This is a genomic window from Bacteroidota bacterium (assembly GCA_016713765.1).
Taxonomy (GTDB): domain Bacteria; phylum Bacteroidota; class Bacteroidia; order AKYH767-A; family 2013-40CM-41-45; genus Pollutiaquabacter; species Pollutiaquabacter aromativorans.
Map to the genome: position 1 here is coordinate 908,594 of JADJON010000001.1, position 26,358 is coordinate 934,951.

Below are 26,358 nucleotides of genomic sequence, written 5' to 3' on the forward strand. Positions count from 1 at the left end.
CCCGGCATCTTGCGGGATGCCGGGGCTGCAACCAAGTAACTCATTCAATCGGAACTGAAGTTCGAATTGCACTGTAAGATCTCTGGTCGGTTACGTATTTCCAATGGAGCGGGATAAAATGAGGGAACACCCTTACTCGATGGAATCGAGGAATGGTTTGATGGAAAACGCGTAGGTGATCAGCGAAAGCGTTCCGCTGATACCGAGTTTTTCGGATATGTTGGACCGGTGATTTTCCACGGTCTTGAAGCTGATGAAGAGTTCTTCGGAGATCTGCCTGCTGGTCTTGCCTTCGGCCACTCTTCGCAGGATGTGCCGTTCGGATTTTGTGAGTTTTCGGAGGTGCTGCATGACCTCTTCACGCGTGTACTGGAGTTTGGCGTTCTGCACATCGGTCTGATGACCCGCACTCATCTGTTCTTTCCTTTTCAGGCGTGTCGTGACCGCTTGCAGGAGCTCATCTTTCATGAACGGTTTGGTCAGGTAGTCGTCGGCGCCCAGGTTCATGCCTTTCCGGATGTCGTCGCGTTCGACCTTCGCGGAGATGAAGATCAACGGGATGTCTTTTCGTTCCGTGTTTTCGCGTAGTCGTTGCAGGAATTCGTATCCGTCCATCAGCGGCATCCGGATGTCGCAGATCACGAGGTCGGGTTGAAATTCCCGGACCTGCTGCTCGGCTTGCTGTCCGTTCTCAGCCGCGGCTGTCAGGAAGCCGTTCAGGTCGAGCAGCTCGCAAATATTCTCCCGCAATCTGACTTCATCGTCAACGACCAGGATCTTCTTCTTCACTTCATTCATGACTCGGTAGGGATAATAATGGTAACGTCGGTTCCGTTGTTCTCTTCACTTTGTATGCGGATGGACCATCCGTGCAGATCCACGAATTGTTTGACCAGAGGAAGACCCAGCCCGGTTCCGTGAAAGTCGTTGGTGTTGGAGCCGCGGAAGAAAGATTCGTACAGGAACGGCAGTTCCTTGGCGGGAATGCCGATGCCTTTGTCTCGGACCACGATCTGAATTCCATCGGATTCGTCCGGCAGGAGATCGACGAAAATGTCCAGTTCAGCCGGACTGTACTTGGCCGCGTTGGACAACAGGTTGTTGAGGATGTGGTCGAGAAGATTCGGGTCGAAGCGGGTGTGGACCGGGCGTCCGGGGCCATTGAAGCGGACGCGTTCACGAAACGCGGTACTGACTCTTCGCAGATGGGTCTGAATGAACTCGTGTATATCGCCCGAGCCCGGCCTGAATGGGATCTTGCCTGCATCCATTTTCCCCAGCAACAAAACATTGTTCATGATCTCCGTCATGCGTAACACTTCTTCGGCGATCCGGTCGGTATGGTTAAGAATACGCGCGGCTGCCTCATCCTCGATCGTGTCGGCGTATTCACGGATGATGTCGGTACTGGACAGGATGCCGGCGAGTGGCGTACGGAATTCGTGCGAGGCCAGGCTGACAAACCGCGATTTGAGTTCACTCAGCGCGCGCTCCTTGTGAAGGGCCGTGAGCGCGTTCTTTTCGGCTGCCTTGATGAGGGTAATATCGTTCAGGATGCACGCGCTGTAGCGAAATTCCCCGTTATCGTCGTACACCGGGTTGATCTCACCCTGTAACCATATTTCTTCCCCGGTTGCGGTGTAATAAGCCAGCTCGCCTTTCATGTGTTGGTGCTGGTGCATACCGAATTGCAGCCAGGGCGGCAGGTTGTCGTTGCTCCAGCCCGGTGTTTCGGAGGGAAAGCGCGTGCCGAGCACTTCCTCCTTGGTGCGCCCCGTCAGACGCAGGAAGCTATCGTTGACCCAATCGACTCTTCGCTGATTGTCCAGGATGAGGATGATATTGTTCGAGCGGTTGGATACCAGGGCCAGCTTCTGCATCTCCTCATCCCGTTCCCGTCGCTTACTGATGTCACGACAGATGCAGATCATCCCGCCGTTGGGAAGTGCGGACAAGGTGATCTCCTGGTGAAACAGCGTTCCGTCCTTCTTTTTGCCCACCGTCTCGCCCTGCCAATAACCCTCCTGCATCAAGAGCGGGAGCAGGATCTTTTCAATGCGTTCAACTTCGGTTTTCGGATAAATGGCTCTCCAGGTTTTCCCTTTCAGGTCTTCCTCGGCGTCGTATCCGAACATCGAGATGTGTGCGTTATTGAGATACTGATAGGTCTCGTCAGCACCCAGAATCGCGATACCGTCGGTCGAAGCTTCCATTGCGATGCCGGAACTGACCAGGCGTTGTTCGGACAATTTCCAGTCAGTGATGTCGACGCCGTATCCGATGACGTACCGCAACTTGCCGGTTTGTTTGTCCCAGATAGGAGCGAACTGTCGAAGCTTATAAATGTCCTTCCCGTTCTTAACGGAATGTTCCTCGAAGAACTTTTTTTCCTTTCCCTCCAGCATGGAGCGAAACTGCGCCTGCCGTTTATAGGCCCGGTCGAGTGGCAGGCCGCGCATGGTGAAGTAGTCGAAGTCGTTCTTGTTAACGATCCACTTTCGCGCCTCGGCGTCAGCCACTGCGGTCTCGTTGATGTATAGATAGCGCTGGTCTTCGCTGTATACGGCGATATCAGCCGGAATGCTGTCCAGCACCGATTGGAAGAAAACCTGTTCTTCTTTCAGTCGTGTCCGGGCCATCATCTCGTCGGTGATGTCCTGCAACAAGCCGTGCATGTGCACCAATTGTCCGTTCACATCGACTTCCGGGATCAGGAGCGAACGATGCCATTTGACCTTGCCGTTCGGTAAGTGGACCTGAAATACGTCCTGTTGAGCGGTCCGCGTAAGCCGCAGGCGTTCAATGAGACTGAAGAGTCTTGTTTTTTCTTCCGGTCGATAATATTCATCGCTTTCGTGGAAGAGTACCGGTGGCAGATCCAAGTCGACTTCGTAGAAATTATACACCTCCTTCGACCAGATCGCCGATCCACTCAGGAAATCGAACTCCCATTCTCCGATTTTACCGAAGGATTGGGCAAGCTCCAGCCGCTCGGCCAGTGATGACTTTACGCGGGAAATGAATTGTTCCATCAGGCCAATTCCATTATTGTACAAGTCTGCAGGATGGCTTCTGAAACGGAATGAGATTGCCGTATTTATTCAGTCACCGTTTTCGAAAAGTCGGTCGCAACAACTTTCCGCCACTTTTTACTCCTTAGTAAAGATAAGGATTTGACGGGGTAATTCAGTAGTTCGGACCCGTTGTTCAGCTTTTTAATGCCGGCTTCCGCCCTGCCAAATGTGCCTGGAACGCTGATCGAACGGAGGATGCAGATACTTTCAGTCAGGTATCAACCGGCTCAGGCATGCCGTTTATTAATCTGAATTGCTATTGTTGAATGGCGCAAAACGGACAAATGGCGGCATTGCGGTAGCAGTATTCGGTTACGTGACAAAGAGAACAAACAGCTCATGGGATGATAATCAACCTGAACCCAGGTTGCATTTCCGGCGAGCGATGGAACAATTCCGGTGCCTGAAGATCAGAGACAATGACAACTTAGCGCATTTGCCCATTTAACAGCAGCCAACTGCCATCGTCCGATTCCACCAGGGTAAAGCGACGATCTTCTTTTTCCAGCAGGAGTGAATGGGTGTTGTCTTCCTGATTCGTAAACTCAGAGCCGGTGGAGTAGCCCGATGTCCGGAAGGACGACTTCAAATTATACGCTTCGCCCGGAGCAGGATTGGCCATCTGTACCTGTAGTCGTTGTACGACATTCGCCTGGTCTGTGAACAGGCGCACCCGGATATTGCCTTCCCGGTTCTGGTAGGTCTCCCCGAAAAGTTCCTTTCCTAATACCGTACTGATGCCCTGTGCCATCGTTTCGGTGACGGGTTGAGAGAGCGTGTCAGTCTCGAAGCCCTGTCGGATCAGCCATTCCACCAGCAGCTTGCGTTCACTCCCCAGCCCGAGGTCGAGGCGGGTGACAAAAGCGGATTGTGCGTTGGTGCTTGGGGTGAGCGCCAACAAAAAGAAACTGAATAAAAAGTATTGGACGAGCCGCAAGCCGGTAAGGAGTTTGTCGATCAAAGATACCGCATTTCCAACCGGGTTTCCGACCTTTATCGCGGATGCAGGAGTTTCAGGGTTTCCCCTTGTCGCACGAGCTGATCACGCTTGCCGGTCATGATTTCTCCATGGCACGGGTGGCGGATATCGATGCGCTGTTTGCCCAACTGCTCAATCAGCCCAGCACACACCCGGATGTAACGGATGAACGGATACCCTATTGGGCGGAGATCTGGCCCGCCGCGATCGGATTAGCGGAGTACCTTTTCCTGCACCCGTCCCTGGTAATGGGAAAGAAAGTCGTTGAGATCGGCTGTGGGCTCGGACTGCCCGGCATAGTGGCGGGAAGGCTGGGTGCGGAAGTTTTGTTGACAGATTATCTTTCCGAACCTTTGGAGTTGGCTCGCTACAATTGGGAACGAAACATCCAACGACCGGCCAGTGTACGCCAGTTCGATTGGAGGCAAGGCGAAGATCTTCCGGAGGCCGATCTTGTCCTGGCTTCCGATATTGCGTATGAGTCGCGTGCTTTTCCGTTTATCCGAAGCTTGATCGGACATTACCTCGACAAAGGATCCGTAATACTGATCAGCGAACCCAACCGTACATTCGCAGCGGAGTTCTTCAAATCGTTGTCGTTGCTTCCGGGTTATTCCCATCACACGATCCGGGTAGTGCGGAACCAGCTTACGATCCAGGTCAATGTTCACCGGATCGTTCCGGAGAGAGCCTGAGGCAGCTTACTTCCATTTCTTTTATCCTGGGCAATCGATTGATCGGTTTCGGTCACCCACGGGAAAGATGCATTCACCTATGAAAACTGTTTCATCATCAAAATACTTGGATTTTGATTCGTTTTTCTTTGTGTGTATCAACCACTTGCCTACTTTTCGCCCTGTCTAACCACACTGACCATGAAAAAACTTTTACTGCTCCTGCTGGGCTTCGTCGGCCTGCAGCTTCAACTCTCCGCCCAATCGTTAACGGCGATCACGCCGAACTCCGGAACAGTCGGACAGAACCAGATCACGACCACGATCACCGGTAGCAACATTTTCTTCACAAGTATCAGTCAGTGGGGAAACCTGGAAAATGTCGAGTTGCGCAACGGATCCGGTAGCATTAGTGTGTTCAATTATATGGGTGGCAACTGGAATGCCTTTGTGAACACCCAGGATGTGGCGGATGTTACATGGGATATTCCTACCAATGCAGTGGCCGGGGTTTACGACGTTTGTGTGACAACCCTTGATCCGGGTATGCCCTGGGTCTACTATTATGATACGCTGTACAGCGCTTTCACGATCAATCCGCCGGATGGGTATGTTTCCGGAAGCTTGTACTATGATGCAAACGCCAATGGGATACGAGATGGTGGTGAAACCGGCTTGTCAAACATGGTTGTCCAATTGACCGGACCGTCCAACTACACCGTCTATACCAATACCAATGGAGATTTCAGTTTCGGTGTCGCGAATGGATCCTACACCTTGACTGCAGGTTCGCCCGGACGGCAGTATCATTTTACCAGCCCGTCCACAATACCGGTCACGGTGAGCAATAACAATACGAGCGGCCTGGATATCGGCGCGATCGATCCCTTGTACGCGATGTCGCCTCGCGTGGGTTTTCGGGGGCAAGCCAATATCAACGCAACGGTTAACGCGTACGACAACATCTTCACCACCAGTGGTAATCCCTGGGGAAATATCAGCTACGGGTACCTTACTCGTGTAGGAGGTGGTGCTAGTTTGTACCTGACCAATACCGTTTTCAACGTGCTTTCACAAAATCAGGTGCAATTGGTATTCAACATTCCTTCCGGACAGGCTATGGGCGATTACCGTTTGTACATCGTGATCAGCGGAGGTCAACACTACCTCGACTCTGTCTTTACAGTGGTAGATGCGCCCTCGTACCTGAGTGGTTCCATCTATTTTGACGCGAACAATAACGGCGCTTTTGATGTAGGCGAACCGCCGATCAGCGGGCAACGGGTGTTTGCTTCGCCGGATAGCGCTTATTCATTTTCAAATAATGCCGGACTGTTCTCGATCGGAGCCGTCCTGGGAACACACGATGTAAGCTGGCAATCGACCAACGGCTTGTTTTATTTGTCGTCCAGTCCTGCTACCTACACCTTTACCAACACGGGAAATCAGACCGGCCTGGATTTCGGACTGCGATCCACTGCCGCCGATTATACGACTGCTATTTCCTTCAATCCGGGAATCGCCCGTTGCTCCTGGTCGGTGGTCAATTATGTTACCATCACCAACCGAAGCAACGTTGTCAGCCAGGGGACCCTTCAGGTTATCAAGTCGGCCAACCAGACTTACACGGGCGGTTTCAGTCCCGGTACGGCCGTCATCAGCGGTGATACGCTGACCTGGGCTTTTTCCAACCTGCAGCCGATGGGGAGTCAGACGTTTACGTATGGCGTGGTACAGCCATTTTCCGGCACCGTCACCACCAGGGTTCGTGTCAATGTCACCGACAGTGGCGGCACACCGATGTTCTCCGATGCAACGTCCATGTCACAGACTGTTACCTGTTCCTACGACCCCAACGACAAGGCGGTGATACCGGCGGGTGTCGATTCGGTCGAGCACTATACGCTCTTCAGCGATACGCTGGACTACAAGATCCGCTTCCAGAATACGGGTACCGATACGGCCTTCGTGGTCATCATCCGCGACACGATCGATGCCGGCCTCGACCTGACTACGCTCGAACTGGTGGCCTCCAGTCACCCGGTGGAGCTGAGCATCGACAGCAACCGCGCGGCAGTCTTCACCTTCAATAACATCCTGCTGCCCGACAGTAACGTGGACGAGCCCGGCAGTAACGGCTTCGTTCGTTACCGTATCAAGTCCGTGCAGGGCCTCCCCGAAAAGACCCGCGTCGAGAACACGGCGTTTATTTATTTCGATCTGAACGCACCGGTGGAAACGAACACCGTCTGGAACTCGATGGTGTCGGTGATTCCGACGGCGATTGAAGTGCCGGTGGTACCGAACGACCGGGCCGTCTTCTTCCCGAACCCGATGCACGATCGCGCTTTCCTGCTGTTCCGGAACGAAGGAGCGGAGCAGGTGATGCTGAAGGTGATCGACATCCACGGACGCGAAGTCATACAGCAAATGACCACCGGCGACCGCTTCGAGCTGCAACGCGGCAAGCTGGCAGCGGGAGTATATTCGTATGTGATCATGTGGAGTTCTTCGGATCGCTCGTACTCCGGCCGGATTGTTATGGATTAACAGGTAGTGTGTGTGTAATAAACGGATCGCCTGGTGTGAGGCGGTCCGTTTTTTCAGACTTGCGAGATCCTTTACAACAGCATCATGAATGATGGCACGATCACAATTCTCAAAAGCGAATTTTCATTGATCTTGCCGGAATGTCTGGTAAAGAATTATTCCGAATGAGTTCAAAAAGTAAAGCGGGCAGTTTTCGAATTGGCGTTTTGATACTCTCGAGTGTGAAAAAGCCAGATTATACTTCCGAAACGATGCCGCCGAAGAGGCTGTATTAAGCGTTTTTAATCTGAATGGGCGGCTTCTGGAAAAAATAAGGACGAATTCTGACCGTTTTGAAATCAACGGGAAGGTAAAAGTCCTGGCTTGTATCAGTACTTCATCGATTGCCAAACCTCCGGAAAACGGCTACAGGGGCGGTTTATCGTCGAATAAAACAGTTTGTGTAGGTGTGTGTTTGTGTACCGGAACCGGGCGTAACAGCCCGGCTTCCGGTTTTTTGTGGCGTCTTCATGAAGATTTGGTAAAAACCTTACAGCCGTGATTTACATGCCCCTCGCTGCGGTAACTTTGTAGCCCCAGATTCGATTACCATAGAGCGAAAAAATCCAATCCGCCATGCTTAAGCTGTTACGCGTCCTGTTTATTGCCGTTTTAGCCACCACACTTACGACCCAGGCGCAAACCATCCAATGGTCCCGAACCGGACTGTCCGAAGGATACGAGTACGGAAACGGTATCATCACCGACGACTCCGGTTATGTATATGTTGTCGGTCAGAGTGAATATGGAACCGACTTCGGCGGAGGCGTGTCCTTTTATTCCGCCGGCCAGCACGACATCTTCCTTTGTAAATACTCACCCACCGGTACCCTCCTCTGGATGCGACATGCCGGCGGAAGCGACGGCGATGCCGGCTCGGCCATCGGACTGGATGCGCAACGCAATGTGTACATCGTCGGTGAATTTGAAACGACCTGCTATTTCTCGCCTACCGACTCCATTACCGTCGGCGGCGCCAATGACTCGTTCATTGCGAAATATGATAACAATGGTAACCTTCAATGGGTTCGGCGAGCCGGTGGTTCCAGCGACTGCCGCGCGCGCGGACTTGCTGTTGATGCCGATGGTAACTCTTATTGGACCGGAGGCTTCGGCGGAACGTCCAATTTCGGCGGCATCAACATCACCAGTAGCAACGGTGGTCAAGACTGCTACATCGCAAAATACAACGCCAACGGTCAGGCCGTCTGGGTGCGGAAAGGCGGCGGAAACCGAGACGATCGCGGCCGTGGTGCCATGCTCGACGGACAGGGTAACCTCTACGTCGTAGGGTCTTTCGGAACAAGCGCCACCTTTAGTGGAACGACCATCACCAGCAACAGCGCGCAACAAGGCGCATTCCTGGCCAAGTACGACACCTCCGGATCACTGCAATGGATCCTTCCCATGGGCGGTTGTTGCGATACGATCCGCGCGTATTCGATTACCAGGGATAACGCGGGTAACATCTACACGACTGGCTACTTCGGATCTACGATGACGCTGGGTTCCCTGTCGATCACTTCCGCAGGTAGCTGGGACATCTTCTTTGCGAAGGTTGACCCCAACGGAAATCCCATCTGGCTCAAGCGCGCCGGTTATATCTACGAAGATTTCGGCCAGGGTCTGGCGTATAGTCCTTCCCGCGATGAGATCTACCTATCAGGGCAGTTCGACGACCGCGGCGTTTTCGATACGTTGACGGTCTATGGCTACGGCAACCGCGATTTCTTTGTCTCCTGTTACGATACCAGCGGACGCATCAAATGGGTGAAGAAAGCCGGCAGCCCCTGGCGCGATGCCGCGTTCGGAGTCGCCGTCGCGGATAATTATGGTGCTGTCTATGCTACGGGCTTCTTCAACGATACCGCGCTTTTCGGCGGCACAACGTTATACGGAAACCCGCTGGCCGATTTCGTGGTGACCCAGATCACCCTGGCACAGGCCAGTCAGCCGACTACGGCAACCAGCAATCTTGCGCTTGCTACCGGTAACTGCAATGACCTTACCCTGCGCTGGACCAACGGCAATGGAACCCGACGACTTGTTGTTGCCCGACAGAATGGCTCGGTGAACGCGCTTCCGATCGATGGAAGTTATTACACGGCCAACAGCGTATTCGGATTGGGGAGCAATTTGGGCTCGGGAAATTATGTCGTCTATGACGGAACCGATACAACAGTCACTGTAACCGGCCTGACGGTCGGAGAACGCTACTTCTTCGCCGTCATCGAATACAACGGCACCGGCTTTACAACGAATTACCTCACGACCGGCTACCCGCAAGCCAACCAGGTCGCCAACAGTTTCAACTTCACGGTTTCGACCAATACGTCGCAACTTTGCAACGGAGGATCGGCTACCCTCACCGCCAGCACCGCGTCCAGTTATTCCTGGTCGCCAGCAACGGGTTTGTCCTCTACCACTTCGCAGATCGTCACCGCCACCCCTACGGTTACCACGACTTATACCGTCACCGGTAACGATGGCAGCGGTTGTATCGCGGTTGCCCATGTCACCATCACCGTGGGTACGCAACCGACGGTCATCCTGAATACGCTGAATGCGGTCTGTACCAACAGCGCCGCTTTCGCGCTGACGACCGGAACACCAACAGGCGGCACCTACAGCGGCCCTGGTGTCAGCGCCGGGAATTTCAATCCTTCCGCTGCCGGTGCCGGTGTGCACATCATCACCTATACGGTGAACAGCGGCGGTTGCTCCGGTACCGATACCGCGACCATCCGGGTGAATGCCGCTCCGGTGGTTAGCTTTGCTGCACTTGCTCCGGCTTGTTCCAATGGAAGTGCTGTCACGCTGAGCGGTGGCTCGCCTGCCGGCGGCACGTATAGCGGAACCGGCGTCAGCGGTTCAAGCTTCAATCCGGTAACAGCCGGTACGGGAACTTTTGTACTGACGTATGCCTATACGGATAACAACGGTTGCTCCGGAAACGATACTTCCGCCATCACGGTGAATGCCGCTCCGACGGTTTCGTTGGGGAGCTTTACAGCGGTATGTCAGAATGCCGGGGTACAGACGTTGTCCGGCGGTTCGCCTGCCGGCGGCACGTACAGCGGACCTGGTGTCAGCGGAACGAGTTTCGATCCCGCTGTAGCAGGCGCTGGTAACCATACGATCACCTACGCTTACACCGATGCCGCCGGTTGCAGCAATTCCGCGACCGCCACCTGGCGCGTCAACGCTTTGCCGAACGTAACGCTGGCAACATTACCCAACGTCTGCAGCAACACCCCTGTATTGAACCTCACCGGCGGATCGCCTGCCGGTGGTACCTACAGCGGCACAGGTGTGAGTGGCAGCACCTTCAACCCTGCTGTATCGGGTAACGGTACGTTTGCCATAACCTATACGTATACCGATAACAACGGCTGTACGAATTCCGCGCAGCGGAACATCGTCGTGAATGCTGCTCCAAGCGTCACGTTCTCCACGATCAATCCGGTTTGCCTCAACGCTTCACCGGTTACCCTCACCGGCGGATCGCCTGCAGGTGGGACCTATGTGGGTACCGGTGTGAGCGGCGGACAATTCAATCCGTCGGTCGGCATCGGAACATACTCCATCCAATATCTCTATACCGATATGAACGGTTGTACCGGTTCTGCCTCTCAGAACGTCCAGGTGCGACCGCTCCCGACCGTTGCACTTGCCACCCTGCCGGCGCAGTGCAGCAACAGCGCTCCGCTCACCCTCACCGGCGGTTCTCCCGCGGGCGGTACCTATAGCGGCACTGGTGTATCCGGCGGCGCATTCGATCCGTCCGTTTCCGGTACCGGTACATTTAACATCACCTACACATACACTGATAATAACGGGTGCACGAATTCGGCACAGCGATCAATCACGGTGAACGCCGCTCCGGTTGTGAGTCTGGGTAACGACTCTACCGTTTGTAGCAGTGCTGTCGTGCAGGTAAACGCCGGCTCCGGCTTCGTGACGTACCGTTGGTCCAACGGCGCGACGACGCAATCGATCAATGTCGACAGTTCCGGCACGGGTATCGGTGTAGCGACCGTCTGGGTGACCGTTACCAACGCGGCCAACTGCAGCGCGCAGGATACCTTGCTGATCACCTTCGACGCTTGTGCGGGAATCACACCCGGCCCGGCAGTGGTCCCGGGAGTTTATGTGTTCCCGAACCCTACCACCGAAGAATTCATCATCCTGACGGGCCAGCCTGTAACCGTGACCATCTACGACGCCAACGGTAAACTGTTGTTCCGAAAGGAACAGGTCGAAGGTCGCATTGAAGCAGGCCGTGATTTCGCGCCCGGCATGTACCTGGTGGAAGTAACCAACCAGACCGCCACCAAGGTGGTGCGCGCGATCAAATCCGCACGATAAGCTCTTCTTGATACTACGAACGGGCGATGGCTGATCAGTCATCGCCCGTTTGCTTTTAAAGAAACCGCATTAAGTGGATGTGAATGCGGGCAGCATGCAGCACTTTGCGGCATGCGAATCCTTCGATTGTGGACGGACCTTCTTTGGCTTTTATATCCCCTGCGCTGCGCCGCCTGCGAACGCGACCTGGTGGAAGGGGAGAAGGCTATTTGCACGCATTGCCGGTACCGTTTGCCTCGAACGCATTTCCATCACTTTCCGGGCAATGTCGTGGAACGTCACTTCTGGGGAAAGATACCATTGGTGGCGGCTGCGGCTTGTTTTCACTTCAGCAAAGGGGAACGCGTACAGCGCATGATCCATCACCTCAAATACAAACAACGACCGGATGTAGGCGTCGAGGTAGGAGCCTGGTACGGCAGGGACTTGCTTCAGGTGCCCGCTTTCGCTTCGATCGACCTGATCATTCCGGTTCCTTTACACCCGGAGAAGCTCCGGCTGCGTGGCTACAATCAGGCGGCCTGTTTTGCGGAAGGACTCGGAATCGGCATGGGTAAGACGGTTCTGCCGGATGGCCTTCGGAAAGTGGTGGCAACCTCAACCCAAACACGCAAGCACCGATTCGATCGTTTCAGGAATGTCGAGCATGTTTTCCAGGCGGCCGACCCGGCTGGTTTGACCGGTCGGCACATCCTGCTGGTCGATGATGTCATCACGACCGGCTCCACGCTCGTGTCGTGCGCGGAGACCTTGCTCGAAGTGCCGGGTGTTCGGATCAGCATCGTCGGGATGGCCGCCGCCTGACGCTGACGGCTATCTGCCCTCTTTTTTTCATCTTTGCGCCGTGGCGGAATCCATCAAACTTCCGAAGTCGGCAACCCGGGCGGAGCGGTACGAATTGCTGCTGCCGCAACTGAAGGCCTTGCTGGATGCCGGGGTCGGTCCGGTGGCCAACATGGCCAACGTTGCCGCCGCCTTACGGGAAGCATTCGGCTTCTTCTGGGTCGGCTTTTACCTGGTCGATCCTGCTATCGAACGACTCGTTCTTGGACCCTTTCAAGGCCCGGTGGCTTGTACGACCATTGCGAAAGGCAAAGGCGTTTGCGGTACCGCCTGGGCGGAGAGCCGTGTCATCGTGGTTCCGGACGTGGATCAGTTTCCCGGGCATATCGCCTGTAGCTCGGATTCGCGTTCGGAAATCGTGCTTCCGATCCGAAAGCAGGGAACGATCGTCGGCGTCCTGGATGTCGATAGTGACAAATTGAATGACTTTTCCGAAGTAGATGCACGCGGACTTTCACAGGTGCTCGCCCTGCTGGAGGAATGCTTATGAGTCGCCGTCTATGCTGCTTAGCGCTGATCGCGCTGGTCGTTTCTTCCTGTGCGATCCAGGTTGCACCGCAAGGGGGTGAGCGTGATACGAAACCGCCCGTCTTGTTGCGTGCCGATCCGCCGGATCATACAGCCGGTTTTCGTGGTAACTCGATCCGGCTGGATTTCGATGAATACGTCCAACTGAAAGACGCTGCGAGTCAGTTCGTGGTATCGCCACCCTTAGCCCAGCCTCCCTTGATCAAGGCCCGGAAAAAAAGCATTCTCGTAAGCTGGGACGATACTTTGCGCGAAGCGACGACCTATACGTTCAGTTTCGGGAATTGCATCGTTGATAACAACGAGGCCAATCCGGTAGCCGACTACCAGATGGTGCTGAGCACGGGATCCGTTATTGATTCACTCACTGTCGATGGCTCGGTCGTAGATGCCTACAACGACAATCCCGTCAACGGCGCGCTGGTGATGCTGTATCGTTCGTTACCGGATTCGGTTCCGGTGACCGACTTGCCGGCGAATTTCTCCCGCACGGGTTCCGACGGAAAATTCAGGATCAGCAACGTATCACCGGGTAAGTACTACGTACTTGCCGTCAATGACCTGAACAGCAATTACCGGTACGATGGAGGCGATGAGCGTGTCGCTTTTACGGATTCCATGATCGAGGTTCCGGTTTCCGGGCTTCGCTTGCGCATGTTCCGCGAAGTCCCGGAATCAAAACTGATCCGCGGTTTCTCCATCGTCGCGGGAAAAGCAGCCTTTGCGTTTTCCGGTCCTGCGTCCGGTTTGCAATGGGACTGGATCACCGATAGCCTTTACGTAAATCCCTATGGCTGGGAATGGAACCTGAAACAGGATTCGGTCACGCTCTGGTACCGAAATCAGACCGCGGATTCAATGGCCATTCGATTCCTGCAAGCCGGCCGCATCGATACGGCGGACTTCCGGCTGTTCAAGAAAGCGGAAAAGAACCAGGGCATTTCCAAAAAGATCATCGCCTCGGATTTTGCGACCACTAGTTTCGTCAACGGCAAACAACAGCGCCGGATGCCGTTCTCCGTCGAGTTCCGCGTACCTGTCGCCAGCATCGATTCTTCACGCATCCGGTTCAGTGCAGATTCGGTACCGGTAAAAGTTCCCTTTCATTGGGACGATGCGATCCACCGGAAGCTGTCGTTCTTCTCGGAATGGGCGGATGACAGAATGTATCGGGTACTGTTCCTCCCGGGAGCGTTTACCGATCTGTTTGGAAAGGCGAACGATTCATCCCTTGTGGAGTTCAAAGTGCGTGGAGAACGGGAGTATGCATCGTTGCGCTTCGATCTGCGGCAGCAGCAGCCGGGAAGTCCCCGCCTGCTGCAGTTGGTGAGTGATCACGGTGACATCGTCCGGGAAGCTGCCCTTCGACAGGATACCATCGTCAGTTGGGGCTTTCTCGATGCCGGCATTTATCGCGTAAAGCTGATAGATGATAAGAATGAAAACGGTCGCTGGGACACCGGAGACCTGCTGCGCAGGGTTCAGCCGGAGTTGGTCCGGTTTGCGCCGGAAGCCATTCCGCTCCGATCCAACTGGGATGCCGACCTGCGCTGGGAGGAGGGTAAGTAATTCCCGTCGGCTACCTCCCATGCTCGGGATTTGGCTGTAAATTTACCGCATGATTCAGCGCCGGTATCTTTCGTTTTCCTTAGTCGTTGCCTGTCTGCTTTGCCTGCCTTCCTGTAAAGTCGGACGATTCTTCTGGTACAATTTTTCCAACATTACGGATCACAAGATCTTTCCGAAACGGGACCTGCCCGCTTCCACCCAACCCTTTCGGTTTGTCGATGCCCAACAGAACGATGTGTTCGGCCGTACGGTCAAGGTGAAGGACCATTCCGGCGAGACCAGGGCGCTCGATGAGTTCCTCGCTCAATCTCCTACTGTCGCCTTCCTGGTCATCCGGAATGACAGTTTACTTTATGAGAATTATTTTGACGGCTATTCCGAGTCATCGACCGTCGCTTCTTTTTCCATGGCCAAGTCGTATGTCTCCGCGCTCGTTGGTATCGCCATCGGAGAAGGAAAAATTTCCAGCGAACATGATACCGTGACCCGTTATCTGCCGGAACTCAAAGGCAGAGATAATTGGGACCGGGTGACCCTGCACCATCTTTTACAAATGTCGTCCGGCGTGAAGTTCAGCGAAGGGTATTACTCGCCATTCTCCGGTGCCGCGACGTATTACTATGGACGCCGCCTGCGCGAATCGGTACGGCACCTGCATACCGACAAGGAGCCGATGAGCGGCTTTGACTATAAGAGCGTGAACACGCAATTGCTGGCCGATATCCTGGAACGGGCGACGGGGCGTACGGTGACCGATTATCTCAACGAAAAGATCTGGCAGCCCATCGGTATGGAATACGACGCGAGCTGGAGCATTGATAAAAAGGACGGAATGGAAAAAGCGTTCTGTTGCATCAATGCCAAAGCCCGCGACTTCGCCAAGTTCGGTCGCCTGTATTTGAATGGCGGAAACTGGAACGGGAAACAATTGGTGCCCGAAGCGTGGGCGACCAGCTCCGTGGTGCCGGTTGATGAAAAAGGCGCTGCTACCTACTACAACCGTCAATGGTGGATCGGCAGCAAGTCGGAAGGTGATTATGCAGCCATCGGTCACCTCGGCCAATATATCTATGTGTTGCCCAAAAAGAAGTTGATCGTTGTCCGTCTCGGTACCAGCCGAGGCAAAGACGAATACCTGTCGATCATCCGGCAGGTTGCAGGACAGTTTTGATTCAAGTAGCCTCCATGAAACGACATCCGGCTTTGATAACGCTTTCGCGTGAACATCACGACGGCTTGGTGATCGCGCAGGTACTGAAGAGCGATGTGCCGGCTTATCGCGGAATGCCGGATCGGCCGGCGGACCGTCTGGACTACTTTAAAGCCAGGTTCGTAACCGCGCTCAAGCCCCATTTCATTTCGGAAGAACAGTACCTGTTCCCGATGCTGAAAGGACGCGACGCCGGCGTCGACGATTTGTTGAATCGCCTTGTACAGGAGCATCGTGAACTGGAAGCGGCCACGCGCCTGGCAGCCGGCGATCCGGAGTTGGAATCCCGGCTGGATGCTACCGGTCAACTCCTGGAACGGCACATTCGCGCAGAAGAACGGGAATTATTCCAATGGGCTCAGGAACACCTATCCGAAAGCGAGCTGCAGACGCTTGCGTCGCATGTCAGCAGGAGCTGATCAGCGATTGATCATCAGTTTACGTGCCTGGGATCCGGAAGACCATTCCGCCAACACGGTGTAAATCCCGGAAGGCAATCCGTCAATCGGGAGCTGCCAATAGGCAGGACCCGGCGGAATTAGTACCGTCTGCTCGTCAACCACGCGTCCTGTCAGGTCGATCGTGCGAATCAAGACGGTTTCGGTAACAGCCAGTTCCGTTCCGAATAGACAAATGCCGGACGCGGGATTCGGGAATAGTGTGAAGCCGGGACTGCTCTGTGCAGCTAACAGATTCGTGACTACCCCGACATTAAAACTCCAATAGGCATCCGGTGCCGGTAGGGGACGGGTGGATTGTTTACCTGAATTGCTCGTGGCTTCGATATAGTACCGAACCAGGCTGCCGTTTGCTTGCGCCGGAATCGTACACGACCAGGTGTTATTCGACGGGTTGGTGAGGTTCATCGTAACTGCCAACCAGGGTTGTAGGGTATCGGTCCTGTACCATACGGTAGCCGAAGCAATGCCACTGCGATGCCGGATGATGGCATCGACCGCATAACCGCTACCGCCCGCCGGCTGATCGCGTATTCGTTGGTGCGCGATGTATAAAGGGTCGCGGGAAGCGATCTCTTTCGTGATGCAATGTATCGCGCCTAGGGATGGAATGATGTCGTTGCAGTCAATGCCGACAATCCGGTAGCCCGGCATCGCTTCCTGCCAGATGCGTAGTGCCGTCGTGTCGTATTGCGTGTCGTAGAAGGGGAGGAGCACCGTTCGGTTGACAAACACGGCATTCGTATAGGTCCGGTAGTCACCACCGGTATTCGGATAGACCCCCATCGCGTCCGGCGGCATGGGGATGCGGACGACACGATAGGGGTCGCCCCAGGGCGACGCGTAGTTCGACAATACGTACGCCAGGTTTTGTTCGATCTGCGGACCGTCGGCGATGCCCGGAGGATATTCACCGACCAGCAAGGTCTCTTCATCCAGCAGTTTCAGGTGCATGTCGATGTGATGGATCTGGTCGTAGGGTAGTTTGTCCATTAACACATAGCGGTTGATCCCCATGAAACGTTTCAGGATGGTGTCGATTTCCGCTTCGGTATGGGTGGGGTTCTCGTCGAGGATCAGCTTCGACGAAAAGGCTGTTCCCATTCCATCGACCATGAAATTGCCACCGGTATGCACCAGGTCCCAGGGTGTGGTGATGGTGCGGTACATGGGTAAGGATGTGTAGCGCTCCAGCGAGGTGTTGACCGTATCGTCTTTCGGCCTGGGTCGATTGTAGATCCAGTCGATCAGGTAGAGCGAGTCATTGCGCTCGTCGTACACATTCCAGGGACCATAGTCGCGGCACCAAATGGTATTGAACGGTGCTACGACGTACTCGATATTCGTAAGCGGTACGCCATTCGACTGCAGGTTGTTCTTCACGATCGTTGAATCGGTACAAACGATCAGCACGCGGCATTCGGTCTGCGCTCCGCGTACGATTTCCCGCAGGATGTCGGGGAATCCCGTCCAGGCGATCACCAACGCGTCGATCTCTTCCCATTCGGCTGCTGTACGAACCGAATAGGAAGGTGGTTGATCAATCCCGTTGAGACGAAATGCCCGACGGACGGAATCACGATACGCGGGGAATGCGTCGCGTTCGGCCCTGCTGATGCGGTGGTCCTGACCAGCAGACGCGGTGTGCAACACTAATAAGGTGAACAGGAGTACGATCGTTCTCATTCGCCGTGACAACCGGATGTTGCAAGGTAAGCTTATTCGATCCGGAACCGGTCGGCATCCTGCCAGAAGGCGAATTGCTCCCGGAATCGTACAAGCGGATCAAGTTCCAATGTGGCCTCCAAGACCGAAGGACTTCCCGGTTCGGAGTCGGATATTACTTCTCCGCGGTAATCGAGTACAACCGAATCACCGCGATGGTCCATGCCGTGGCCGTCTGCTCCGACCCGGTTAACAGCCGCAACGTACGACTGGTTCTCGATGGCCCGGGCGGGCAAGAGGGAGCGCCATGCATGTCCGCGCTTCTCCGGCCAGTTGGCTGCATAAAGCAACAAGTCATAATCATAAGCCGGACTTCTTCGACTCCAGACCGGGAACCGCAGGTCGTAGCAGATCAGCGGCGCGATGCGAAAGTCGTTGAGGCGGAAAACAGGGCGGGTAGTACCAGCCGTATAGGTGTCTTGTTCATGCGCCAACCGGAACAAGTGCCGCTTATCATACATGCCCGACAAGCCGTTCGGACTCATCCACAGCAGGCGATTATAATATCGTCCGTTCTCTTCGATGATGAGACTCCCTGTAACCGTAGCCCCGCTGCGCTCTGCGACGCTTTGCATCCAGCGGACATCCGGCCCGTCCATGCCTTGCGCAAGGGTGTCGGCCAGCATGCTGAAACCCGTAGCGAACATCTCGGGTAGCAGGATCAGATCCGGGCGCTCCCGGATCTTGTCGATCATCCCGGATAACAATTCCCGGTTGGCTGTAGGATCCTCCCAGCGAAGGTCGGCTTGAAGCAGGGCGATGCGAAGTGACATGGGATCGCTCAAACGTTGCGAAGGCGTTCAGCGGCTTGTTCCAGGGTCTCGTCGTTTTTCGCGAAGCAGAACCGCAATAAGCGCTGGTCACCGTAATGATGACTGAATACGGAAACAGGAATGGAAGCGACGCCGGCTTCTTTTGTAAGACGGATCGCGAAGTCGGTATCGGGCTCGTCAGTGATCGCACTGTAATCGAGCAACTGAAAATACGAGCCGCCGGCCGGCGAAAAACGGAAACGCGATCCTTTCAGCAATTCGAGGAAGCGATCCCGTTTGGCTTGGAGGAACTCCGGAATTCCAAGGTAATCGCGGGTTTGCATCGCGTCGGCCAGTGCGTATTGGAAAGGCGTATTCGCGCAGAATACCACGAATTGGTGTACACGACGAAATTCTTTCATGAGATTGGCAGGCGCCAGGCAATAGCCCATCTTCCAGCCGGTAGCATGATAGGTCTTCCCAAAGGAGAAGACCACCATCGAACGGTCGGCCAGTTCCGGATGTCGGGCAACACTCTGATGAATACGGCCGTCGAACAGGATGTGTTCATAGACCTCGTCACTCAGGATCAGGATCTCGGTTCCGTCCGTCAACTGTTTCAGCGTTTCGAGATCGGATGCATCGAAACAGGAACCGGTAGGGTTGTGCGGAGTGTTGACGATGATCATTCGCGTGCGCGGACGGATGGCCTTTCGAACCTGCTCCCAATCGACTTTTCCCGATGGCAGCTCCAGTTGCACATACACCGGCAGACCACCGGCGAGTTCGATCGCCGGTACGTAGCAATCATAAGCGGGTTCGATCACGATCACTTCGTCACCGGGGCGAACGACCGCCGTGATAGCCGTGTAGATCGCCTGTGTGCCACCGCTGGTGATGGTGATTTCGGAATCGGGATGATAGCGTGCGCCATACAGGGATTCCATCTTTTCCGCGATGCGTTCACGCAGGATCTGCACGCCCGGCATTGGCGCATATTGGTTGAACCCATCCCGCAGATACCGGTGGATGCTTTCAATGATCTCCGGGGAAACCGGATAGTTCGGAAACCCTTGCGAGAGGTTGATGGCCTGATGCTCCTGCGCCAACGCCGACATCACCGTGAAGATGGTCGTCCCGACATTCGGGAGTTTTGACTGTAGGGAGCCTGGAAAGGTGGGCATGTCGTCCGATTGTGGCGAAAAGATACAGAAGACCATCCACGCCTGAAAACGACGAAGCCGGCCAGTTTCAACCGGCCGGCTTCGGATACCTGATTCGGATTATTTTACATCCATCCTGGGTTCTTCGAAATGACGCCGGACTGATAAAGCACGACAACCAGGATGATCACCAGAAGCAAGGTGATGCCAAGGAAGATCGTCAGTTTCTTATAAAGGCTGGCCTGGTACTGGAGCTTTAGACGCTTGATGATGTTGAAGATGACGTTCTCGGAACGGTGGAACGCGCTTTCATTCTTGACGATGTAATCGAACGCGCCATACTTCATGGAATTGACGGCTACTTCGATGCGGTCCTGACCGCTGAACATCACAACCTCCGTACTCGGATTGGCACTCTTGATCTCGCGCAGGATCTCGATACCGTTCATGGCATCCTTCCCGACTTTATCGAAGTTGTAGTCGAGGAAGATGATATCGGGCTTTAATGACAGGTTCTTGATGCATTCCTCACCCGAATTAAAGGTATGGATGGTGAAGGTGCTGTATTTGCTCAGGTAATCCTGCAGCATCATCGCCTGCGTCTGGTCGTCATCTACAACAAAAATGTTCTTTACCGTATTCATGAGCGGGAGCTTGAAGGGGGCAAATGTAGTTTATTTTGGAAAAATGGAGGGTGTTTACCCCTCAGGCGATCCGTTGACGCAATTCTTCCATCGCCTGACGGCATAATTGGTCGAATTCGGAGAACAAAGCGGGAAGTTTCTCCACCTCCACACGCTGTCCGGCCCGGTGCTCAATGTCTTTCACCATAGGTTCTCCCGCCTTGATGCCCATGTAGGTGATCTGGGGTTTAAGGCTGTGCGCGGTTGCACGCAACGCATCGTAATCCTGCTGGTCGAGACTGGCTTTCATGCTATCCAGCGCGGAAGGGCATAACTGGAGGAACATGCTGATATACTTTTTCTTTTTGTCGGCATTACCTCCCGTGAATCCGTCCAGGAAGGTCATGTCAGTCAGATTGGTCATGTCGCTTGATTGGTTGTTTCAGCTCGCTTCAGATATAATCGTACCAGCTTTTGGAGCAGCTTGGTCTGGTCAAAGGGCTTTGCAAGGTACTCATCCATACCGCATGCAAAACAATTGTTGATCTCCTCCTCGGTTACATTGGCCGTCATGGCCATGATCTTCGTACGACTACGGGGGCCCGATAGGTTACGAATCTGCCGGGTTGCTTCAAAACCGTTCATTACGGGCATTTGAACGTCCATCAGCACCAGATCATAGTCGTTTTCGCGCACCTTTTCGACCGCTTCCTGTCCGTTTTCGGCCAGGTCGATGGTGGGTTCCAGGAGCATGTCCTGCAGGGTATCGACCGCCACCATCTGGTTGAATTGGTTGTCCTCCACCAGCAGGATGCGAACTCCTTTCAGGGCTTGTACCGCCTCATCGGTGCCGGTGGCTTCTGTTGCCACCAGCCGGGCAGCATCACCGATCCGATAGGGAATCTTGAAGCTGAAAGTGGTCCCTTTCCCCAATTCGCTCCTGACGTAAATGCTGCCGCCCTGTAGCTCGATGAGTTGCTTGGAAATGGTAAGCCCCAGGCCGGTGCCACCGAATTTGCGGGCGGTATCGTGACCGGCTTGTGAGAAGCTTTCGAAGATCTTGTTGATTTGTTCTTCCGAAATGCCGATGCCGGAATCGGAAACCGAAAACTCCAGGATCGACTCGTCGGCCTGCCGGCTGAGTTGCTTGACTTGTATGCGGACGGAGCCTTTTTCCGTGAACTTGATCGCGTTGCCGGCCAGGTTGATCAGGATCTGGTTGAGGCGGACCGGGTCTCCCTTCAGGACGGCCGGTACTTCGGGCTCGATATCCATGGTGAATTCCAAACCCTTCTCTTCCGACTTGAACAGGAGCGTATGGTAAACCGTGTCGAGGCAGTCTGCGAGGGAGAAATCGATGGACTCGAAGGTCATCTTTCCGGCTTCGATCTTGGAAAGGTCGAGGATGTCGTTGATGATGACCAAGAGATTCTCCGATGATTTCCGGATGACTTGCAGGTAACGGCGTTGCTGGTCGATCAGCTCGGTTTTCAGGAGCAGGCTGGTCAGACCGATGATGGAATTCATCGGGGTCCGGATCTCGTGACTCATATTCGCCAGGAACTGCTGCTTGAATTTTTCGCTTTGTTCCGCGCGTTCTTTTTCCTGAATGGTTTGGGTAAGTTGCGAACGGGCTCTTTCGCCTTCCCGCAGGCGGGTCACCTCATCGAGGGTTTTCAGGATCGTGGTCTCAAGATCCGTGAAGTCGATCGGCTTGGTGATGAAGTCGAACGATCCGCGGTTCATCGCGGTACGGATGTTTTCCAGATCGCCATAAGCGCTGACCACCACGGCCTTGCACGACCGGCTGCGCTCTTTCAGATGATTGAGGAACGTAAGGCCGTCCATGACCGGCATGTTGATGTCGGTGAGGATCATTTCGTAGCGACTGTCGCTGCCGATCTTGTCGAGCGCCTCCTGCCCATTCCCGGCGAATTCGAACAGGAACTCCCCGTTCCGGATCTTGTGCCGGAAGCGCTGACGGATCAGCAGCTCCAGGTCCGGTTCATCGTCAACAACGAGAATGCGGGAGGGTGTGGGCTCCATGGTTCAGGCTAAATTTAAGAAAAACATCCGGCTTGCCTCAGGCCATGGCCAGGATTCGCGCTTTTAAGTCGGCAAAATCGACGGGTTTTGTCACGAAATCGTTCGCGCCGAGCTCCCGGGCCTTGTCATAATTGCTTTGATCGCCATAGGCTGTGACCATCATGACCTTCAGGGTCGGAAATTCTTTCCGGATGATCCCCAGCAATTCCAGGCCGGTCATGCCCGGCATGTTGATGTCGCTCAGTACCAGCACCAGGTCGAACGGATCGAGCGTACGGAGATATTGCAAGGCTTGTTCCCCGCTGAAGGCGAAATGGATCCGGACCTGTTGGTCGCGGACTTCTTTCCGGAAACGTTGGGTGAAGAGGGCTTCCACATCCGGTTCGTCATCGACGACCAGCATCTTGATCATGGAATTCATGTGATTGGCGCGTTTATTTAGGAGACAGGTAGATAGATCCTGAACTCCGTGAAAGAACCCGGTTGCGATTCCACCTGGAGATCGCCCCGGTGTCCCTTGACAATGATATCGTAGCTGATCGACAATCCCAAACCGGTTCCTTGCCCGGTCGGCTTGGTGGTGAAGAAGGGGTTGAAGATCTTATCACGGATCTCACCCGGGATACCGGTTCCGTTGTCGCGTATACTGATCAGCAGCCGTTCGCCTTCCCGTCGCGTCGCGATCGATACCGTCGGCTTGAACTGCTTGTCGCCGGATCGCTTTCGTTCATCGACTGCGTAAAAGGCGTTGTTGACGATGTTGAGGATGACCCGGCTGATGTCCTGCGGAATGATCCGGGCGTGCGGCAGATCCGAAGCGAAATTCCGTTCAATGGTGCAGTTGAATGCAGGGTCCTTTGCACGTATGCCGTGATACGCCAGGCTGCAGTACTCCTCGACCAGCCGGTTGATGTCGGTGGATTGCTTCTCGGCAGTCGCGGCGCGGGAATGTTGTAACATGCCTTTCACGATTCCGTCGGCACGCTTACCATGAAAGACGATCTTTTCGAGATTCTGTTTAAGGTCACCGATGATCTCACCTTGTTCGCTCCTGTCCTGGACCCCGCCTAACTCGTCCAGCAATTCCATCGACAATTCGGAAAAGTTGTTGACGAAGTTCAGCGGATTCTGGATCTCGTGTGCGATGCCGGCGGTCAGTTGACCGAGCGAGGCCATTTTTTCCGATTGAACCAATTGGTCCTGGGTCGCGCGGAGGTCGTCCATGGTCTTGGTCAACTCGACGTTCTTCTCCTGCAGTTCCTGCGTGCGCTGCGTCACCTTGTCTTCGAGCATGACGTTTTGCTTCATCAGCGCGTTTGTCCGTAAGCGGATGTAGAGGAAGATGATCAGCGTGATCGCGATGGCTGCCAGCGCCCGGAACCACCAGGTGCTATAAAACGGCGGCCGGATGGTGATGAGAATGGAAATGCCTTCGTCGTTCCAAACACCGTCGTTGTTGCATGCCTTCACCCGGAAGGTGTACGTGCCCGGGTCGATGTTCGTATACGTGGCGTAGCGGCGGTCTCCTGCGTAGATCCAGTCCTCGTTCAGGTTCTCCATCTTGTACATGTACCGGTTTTTCTCCGGAAAGAGGAAGTTCAGCGCCGCGAATTCGAAAGTGAAGAAGTTCTGCTTGTAACTCAGGTCAAGGGTGCGGTTCGACGTGATGAGCGTATCCATCCGCGCCGGTTTCTCGAAGAGGTAAAACCGGGTGATCACCACCGGCGGTATGAAGGAGTTGTCGTTGATACTGTCGGGATGAAAAGCGTTCAGGCCGCTGCTGCCGCCGAAGTACATCCAGCCTCCTGCTCCGGCAAAACAGGCGCCTTCGTTGAACTTGAACTGGAGACCGTCCTGTACATTGTAGGTGTGCGTACTCAGCGAACGCCCTTCCGTTTGGAATTTGAATACGCCGTTGTTGGAGCTTACCCAGAGGAATCCTTTACGGTCTTCCAGGATTCCATTGATGACATTGTTGGGCAACCCGTCCCGCTCGGTAAAGTGCGTAAAACTACTGTTGCTCTCCATCCGGTTCAGACCGCCACCATAGGTGGCTACCCAAAGGCGCCCTTTCGCATCTTCGTGCAGGTCGTTGACGAAGTCGCTGCTGATGCTGCCGGCATTGCGGATATCGAAACGGAAAGCGGTGAACGTGCCGGTGTTCCGGTCGAACTGTGCCAAGCCCCCGCCGTACGTGGCGACCCAGAATTTTCCGTCGCGCGTTTCGAGCAGGTGCATCACCACATTCCCCGGGATGGAACTTTTGTTTTTGGGATCGTTCCGGAACGTGTCGAATTTTCCCTGGCGCAAGCGCGCCAATCCGCCGCCGTGGGTGCCGATCCACAGGGTGCCGGCCCGGTCCTGATACAAGGTGCGTACATAGTTGTTGGGTAACGACCCGGGATCCGATGGCGCATTGCGGTATTGGACGATCGAACCGGAGCGCGGATCTACGGAAAGCAAGCCGTCGTTTGTCCCGACCCAAAGCGTCCCTTGGTTATCGACGAGCAACGAAAACGGGTTAGAAAAACGCAAACGCGGATCGGCAAGAAAGGGAAAGCGTTCGTCGACGAACCGGTTCTCCTTACGATCAAAGGCATGAACGCCTCCGCCGAGTACGCCCGTCCAGCAAATGCCGCGGGGATCTTCGAACACCGAGAATACGCTATTGTTGTTCGAATCGTCCGTCTGCGAAGGGCGGTGCGTAACGAACTTGGCGATGGTGCGGTTATAATAGCTGATGCCGTTCGACGTGCCAAACCAAAGCGTTCCGGCGGCGTCTTCGAAGATGCTCCAGACCTTGTTTCCGGAAACGGATTCCGCGTTCTGTACGTCGTGCCGGTAGACGCGTTGGCTGGTTCGCGCGGCGTTCATCGCCACAAGTCCGCCACCGAGTGTGCCGACCCACAGGACACCCTGCCGGTCTTCGTGAATGGAAAAGACGCTGTTGTTGGGAAGTTCATTGTGATCCGCCGTGTAGGACCTGAATTGTCCATTCGCCGAAAGACTGTTCAAGCCCCCGTTCACCGTTCCGATCCAGACGACACCTTGCCGGTCCTGTGCCAGTGCGACAACATCGTTTTCGCTCAACTGTCCGGGAGCTGCCAGGTAACGAATCGCCTTCTTCGAAACCGGATCCCAGGCGTTGAGTCCGCTACCGCTGGTGCCAACCCAGATCGTACCGGAACGATCAGCCATCAGGGTTGAAATCGTATTGCCCGAAAGTGTTACGGGGTTACCGGCAGTGCTGCGGTAGGTGGTGAAGTTTCCGGTAGCGGGATCCAAGGCGTTCAGTCCGTTGGCGGTGCCGATCCAGAGGATGCCCGCTTTGTCCTGGACGATTCCGGAGACAAGATTGTTGCTGAGTGATCGGGCGTTGGCGGGGTCGTTGAGGAAGCGGGTGAACGAGCCATTTTGCCGGTTATACCGGTTCAAGCCGTTGTCGGTGCCGATCCAAAGATCCCCGTCCTTGTCTTCGTGGATACAGCGTACGATGTTGTTGGAGATGGATGCGGTATCGGTCGGATCGAACTTGTAAACGTCGAAGTTGTAACCGTTGTACTTGTTGAGGCCGTCCTCCGTGCCGAACCACAGATAACCCTGGCTGTCCTGGTAGGTGACGAATACGGTCGATTGTGACAATCCTCGCTCAAGGCCGATGCGGCCGAACCGTAGTTGGGGGCTCACTGCCGGCTGAGCTGACAGGGCGAAAACGCCTGCAAGAAGTAGAAAGGTGAAGAGGAGTTTTTTCATAGAC

The 26,358-nt window shown here is 54.7% G+C and carries 19 protein-coding genes; 8 read left to right on the forward strand and 11 right to left on the reverse strand.

Annotated elements, in window-relative coordinates:
- Nucleotides 1-132 precede the first annotated feature (132 nt).
- From IPJ96_03525 to IPJ96_03535, 3 genes are all read right to left on the reverse strand, one after another.
- On the reverse strand, nucleotides 133-798 hold the full coding sequence (locus IPJ96_03525) for a response regulator transcription factor (GenBank protein MBK7909418.1): 666 nt from the start codon (nucleotides 796-798) through the stop codon (nucleotides 133-135).
- Nucleotides 795-3,032 (reverse strand): PAS domain S-box protein, encoded by a 2,238-nt coding sequence (locus IPJ96_03530; protein MBK7909419.1) that lies wholly within the window; start codon nucleotides 3,030-3,032, stop codon nucleotides 795-797. Before IPJ96_03530 ends, IPJ96_03525 begins: the two co-directional genes overlap by 4 nt.
- A 469-nt stretch (nucleotides 3,033-3,501) precedes the next feature.
- Nucleotides 3,502-4,035, reverse strand: a complete 534-nt coding sequence (locus IPJ96_03535; GenBank protein MBK7909420.1) for a hypothetical protein — start codon at nucleotides 4,033-4,035, stop codon at nucleotides 3,502-3,504.
- Nucleotides 4,036-4,076: 41 nt separating this feature from the next.
- Here IPJ96_03535 and IPJ96_03540 point away from each other — a divergent pair, with 41 nt between their 5' ends.
- From IPJ96_03540 to IPJ96_03575, 8 genes are all read left to right on the forward strand, one after another.
- Nucleotides 4,077-4,748: a hypothetical protein gene (locus IPJ96_03540; GenBank protein ID MBK7909421.1), complete on the forward strand. Its 672-nt coding sequence runs from the start codon at nucleotides 4,077-4,079 to the stop codon at nucleotides 4,746-4,748.
- A 180-nt stretch (nucleotides 4,749-4,928) separates the two neighbouring features.
- A complete protein-coding gene (locus IPJ96_03545) occupies nucleotides 4,929-7,277 on the forward strand; it encodes a hypothetical protein (protein ID MBK7909422.1) in 2,349 nt (782 codons plus the stop codon).
- Nucleotides 7,278-7,892: 615 nt separating this feature from the next.
- A complete protein-coding gene (locus IPJ96_03550; GenBank protein MBK7909423.1) occupies nucleotides 7,893-11,684 on the forward strand; it encodes a T9SS type A sorting domain-containing protein in 3,792 nt (1,263 codons plus the stop codon).
- Between the two features lie 111 nt (nucleotides 11,685-11,795).
- Nucleotides 11,796-12,488, forward strand: a complete 693-nt coding sequence (locus IPJ96_03555) for a ComF family protein (GenBank protein ID MBK7909424.1) — start codon at nucleotides 11,796-11,798, stop codon at nucleotides 12,486-12,488.
- Nucleotides 12,489-12,528: 40 nt separating this feature from the next.
- Nucleotides 12,529-13,017, forward strand: a complete 489-nt coding sequence (locus tag IPJ96_03560; GenBank protein MBK7909425.1) for a GAF domain-containing protein — start codon at nucleotides 12,529-12,531, stop codon at nucleotides 13,015-13,017.
- On the forward strand, nucleotides 13,014-14,624 hold the full coding sequence (locus tag IPJ96_03565; protein MBK7909426.1) for an Ig-like domain-containing protein: 1,611 nt from the start codon (nucleotides 13,014-13,016) through the stop codon (nucleotides 14,622-14,624). Before IPJ96_03560 ends, IPJ96_03565 begins: the two co-directional genes overlap by 4 nt.
- A gap of 49 nt (nucleotides 14,625-14,673) precedes the next feature.
- Nucleotides 14,674-15,795, forward strand: a complete 1,122-nt coding sequence (locus IPJ96_03570; GenBank protein MBK7909427.1) for a serine hydrolase — start codon at nucleotides 14,674-14,676, stop codon at nucleotides 15,793-15,795.
- A 14-nt stretch (nucleotides 15,796-15,809) separates the two neighbouring features.
- On the forward strand, nucleotides 15,810-16,253 hold the full coding sequence (locus tag IPJ96_03575; GenBank protein MBK7909428.1) for a hemerythrin domain-containing protein: 444 nt from the start codon (nucleotides 15,810-15,812) through the stop codon (nucleotides 16,251-16,253).
- Here the strand turns inward: IPJ96_03575 and IPJ96_03580 are convergent, their stop codons facing one another.
- From IPJ96_03580 to IPJ96_03615, 8 genes are all read right to left on the reverse strand, one after another.
- Nucleotides 16,254-17,978: an agmatine deiminase family protein gene (locus IPJ96_03580; protein ID MBK7909429.1), complete on the reverse strand. Its 1,725-nt coding sequence runs from the start codon at nucleotides 17,976-17,978 to the stop codon at nucleotides 16,254-16,256.
- Nucleotides 17,979-18,010: 32 nt separating this feature from the next.
- The gene (locus tag IPJ96_03585; protein ID MBK7909430.1) at nucleotides 18,011-18,790 is read right to left on the reverse strand and encodes an amidohydrolase; all 780 of its coding nucleotides are present in this window, start codon (nucleotides 18,788-18,790) and stop codon (nucleotides 18,011-18,013) included.
- A gap of 8 nt (nucleotides 18,791-18,798) precedes the next feature.
- Complete coding sequence (locus tag IPJ96_03590; protein ID MBK7909431.1) at nucleotides 18,799-19,953, reverse strand: methionine aminotransferase; 1,155 nt, start codon at nucleotides 19,951-19,953, stop codon at nucleotides 18,799-18,801.
- 104 nt (nucleotides 19,954-20,057) lie between these two features.
- A complete protein-coding gene (locus IPJ96_03595) occupies nucleotides 20,058-20,576 on the reverse strand; it encodes a response regulator (GenBank protein MBK7909432.1) in 519 nt (172 codons plus the stop codon).
- Nucleotides 20,577-20,637: 61 nt separating this feature from the next.
- Nucleotides 20,638-20,979 (reverse strand): Hpt domain-containing protein, encoded by a 342-nt coding sequence (locus IPJ96_03600; GenBank protein ID MBK7909433.1) that lies wholly within the window; start codon nucleotides 20,977-20,979, stop codon nucleotides 20,638-20,640.
- Nucleotides 20,976-22,601: a response regulator gene (locus IPJ96_03605; GenBank protein MBK7909434.1), complete on the reverse strand. Its 1,626-nt coding sequence runs from the start codon at nucleotides 22,599-22,601 to the stop codon at nucleotides 20,976-20,978. The genes IPJ96_03600 and IPJ96_03605 overlap by 4 nt, the downstream gene beginning before the upstream one ends.
- A 37-nt stretch (nucleotides 22,602-22,638) precedes the next feature.
- Nucleotides 22,639-23,013, reverse strand: a complete 375-nt coding sequence (locus IPJ96_03610; protein MBK7909435.1) for a response regulator — start codon at nucleotides 23,011-23,013, stop codon at nucleotides 22,639-22,641.
- Between the two features lie 26 nt (nucleotides 23,014-23,039).
- Nucleotides 23,040-26,354: a GHKL domain-containing protein gene (locus tag IPJ96_03615; protein ID MBK7909436.1), complete on the reverse strand. Its 3,315-nt coding sequence runs from the start codon at nucleotides 26,352-26,354 to the stop codon at nucleotides 23,040-23,042.
- Between the last annotated feature and the right edge of the window lie 4 nt (nucleotides 26,355-26,358).

Coding starts and splice junctions, on each gene's coding strand:
- IPJ96_03525 (MBK7909418.1), bottom strand. CDS start 798: ATGAATGAAGTGAAGAAGAAGATCCTGGTCGTTGACGATGAAGTCAGA.
- IPJ96_03530 (MBK7909419.1), bottom strand. CDS start 3,032: ATGGAACAATTCATTTCCCGCGTAAAGTCATCACTGGCCGAGCGGCTG.
- IPJ96_03540 (MBK7909421.1), top strand. CDS start 4,077: ATGCAGGAGTTTCAGGGTTTCCCCTTGTCGCACGAGCTGATCACGCTT.
- IPJ96_03545 (MBK7909422.1), top strand. CDS start 4,929: ATGAAAAAACTTTTACTGCTCCTGCTGGGCTTCGTCGGCCTGCAGCTT.
- IPJ96_03550 (MBK7909423.1), top strand. CDS start 7,893: ATGCTTAAGCTGTTACGCGTCCTGTTTATTGCCGTTTTAGCCACCACA.
- IPJ96_03555 (MBK7909424.1), top strand. CDS start 11,796: ATGCGAATCCTTCGATTGTGGACGGACCTTCTTTGGCTTTTATATCCC.
- IPJ96_03565 (MBK7909426.1), top strand. CDS start 13,014: ATGAGTCGCCGTCTATGCTGCTTAGCGCTGATCGCGCTGGTCGTTTCT.
- IPJ96_03570 (MBK7909427.1), top strand. CDS start 14,674: ATGATTCAGCGCCGGTATCTTTCGTTTTCCTTAGTCGTTGCCTGTCTG.
- IPJ96_03575 (MBK7909428.1), top strand. CDS start 15,810: ATGAAACGACATCCGGCTTTGATAACGCTTTCGCGTGAACATCACGAC.
- IPJ96_03580 (MBK7909429.1), bottom strand. CDS start 17,978: ATGAGAACGATCGTACTCCTGTTCACCTTATTAGTGTTGCACACCGCG.
- IPJ96_03585 (MBK7909430.1), bottom strand. CDS start 18,790: ATGTCACTTCGCATCGCCCTGCTTCAAGCCGACCTTCGCTGGGAGGAT.
- IPJ96_03590 (MBK7909431.1), bottom strand. CDS start 19,953: ATGCCCACCTTTCCAGGCTCCCTACAGTCAAAACTCCCGAATGTCGGG.
- IPJ96_03595 (MBK7909432.1), bottom strand. CDS start 20,576: ATGAATACGGTAAAGAACATTTTTGTTGTAGATGACGACCAGACGCAG.
- IPJ96_03600 (MBK7909433.1), bottom strand. CDS start 20,979: ATGACCAATCTGACTGACATGACCTTCCTGGACGGATTCACGGGAGGT.
- IPJ96_03605 (MBK7909434.1), bottom strand. CDS start 22,601: ATGGAGCCCACACCCTCCCGCATTCTCGTTGTTGACGATGAACCGGAC.
- IPJ96_03610 (MBK7909435.1), bottom strand. CDS start 23,013: ATGATCAAGATGCTGGTCGTCGATGACGAACCGGATGTGGAAGCCCTC.
- IPJ96_03615 (MBK7909436.1), bottom strand. CDS start 26,354: ATGAAAAAACTCCTCTTCACCTTTCTACTTCTTGCAGGCGTTTTCGCC.